This is a genomic window from Heliobacterium mobile, assembly GCF_009720735.1.
GTDB classification, from domain to species: Bacteria; Bacillota; Desulfitobacteriia; order Heliobacteriales; family Heliobacteriaceae; genus Heliobacterium; species Heliobacterium mobile.
Window position 1 is genome coordinate 1 of sequence record NZ_WNKU01000086.1, and the last position, 1465, is coordinate 1465.

Here is a 1465-nt window from a genome sequence, read left to right on the forward strand (position 1 = left end):
AAATGTTATTTAAAGGTTTTTTCATAATTATGTCGAAAGTATAAGTAGAATAATGCTTATGTTGGAGGCATCAATAATGAAAAAACCTTCGATGAAAACAACGGTCCTTGAAGAAGAGCTGACACGTTTATTCCCATCCGAATGGTTGCGGGAAACCGCTAAAGAAACGGGCTTTGTGAAACGCTTTCGTGAAATCGATCCCGTTGTTTTCTTCTGGGCGTTAGTTCTCAGTTTTGGCGTAGGATTATCCCGGAATTTAGCCAACGTACGACGTCTTTATGGGAGTATGTCGGGAGCGGATGTGGTACCATCTTCCTTTTATGATCGGTTCAAGCCAGAGCTCATTGAATTCCTAAAACGATGCATTTCTCGTGCCACCGCAATGGAAGCGAGTGAATCGGTACCGGAATTGTCTGAGAAGTTGCAGGGTTTTGTCGAATTGCTCTGTATCGATAGTACGCTGGTTCGGTTGCATGATTCGCTGGCCAAAGATTGGCCGGGTCCACGTACGAATCACTCGCCGGCTGCATTAAAGTTGAACATGGTCATCAGTGTAGTGGGTGCAGGACCGCGTGAAGTACAGATGGTGGAAGGAAAAAAGGGAGAGAGTCCTCTTCTAAAAATCGGTCCCTGGGTAGAAAGCAGAATTCTCCTATTTGACTTAGGCTATTTTAAGTTCAAGCATTTCCAAGATATCGACCGTCATAACGGCTTTTTTGTCAGTCGATTAAAAGATAATGCCAATCCGTTGATTCTTCATACCCTCAAACAGCATCGGGGGAACGCAATCGATGTTGGTTATCAAAAGCTTCGTGATATAGAACCCCGTTTGAAAAGGGACGTATTGGACGTGGAAGTCCAGATTACAACAAGTACAGCAAAATCCGAGGCGGTACTTCGCAAAAACAGTCAAGTCATGCGGGTGGTTGGTATCTGGAATGAAGAACTGAAAAAGTATCACTTTTACATTACGAACTTATCCGTTGAAACGTTGTCCGCGGAGGAAGTTGCCCAATTGTATCGAGCTCGCTGGGCTATCGAATTAACATTCAAGGAGTTAAAAAGTAACTATCAACTCGATACCATCGATTCGGCCAATAAATCTGTCGTACAAGCACTAATTTGTACGGCGATCCTCACGATGATCGTTAGTCGTCGGTTATTGAACTTACTCAAACGAATGAATCCCCAGAAGGCAAAGCAAATGACAAATCTTCGTTGGGCTAACGTATTTACAGTCGGGGCACCCCAACTGTTTGAAGCCGTGATGATTTACATGGGTTTAAACCCCCGAGGTTATAACCCGTTGTTTGACATGTTTATCGCGGAATCTATTGATCCAAATGTGTCAAGAAAGCGAATGTTAGATCCCTGGGTCAAATAATATAGCAACTTGTAAACATTCAACATTAAACCTAAATTCATTTGGGTTTATCTTGAAAATATGGTTAACCGATCACGAATG

General features: G+C 42.8%; 1 protein-coding gene. It reads left to right on the forward strand.

All coding sequences use genetic code 11. The features are described 5' to 3' along the window. Nucleotides 1-76: 76 nt before the first annotated feature. Nucleotides 77-1384: an IS4 family transposase gene (locus tag GJ688_RS19670; RefSeq protein WP_170292178.1), complete on the forward strand. Its 1308-nt coding sequence runs from the start codon at nt 77-79 to the stop codon at nt 1382-1384. The last annotated feature ends 81 nt before the right edge of the window (nt 1385-1465 follow it).

Bases quoted from the DNA above. Each gene is read 5' to 3' on its own strand.
- GJ688_RS19670 (WP_170292178.1), top strand. From the start codon at position 77: ATGAAAAAACCTTCGATGAAAACAACGGTCCTTGAAGAAGAGCTGACA.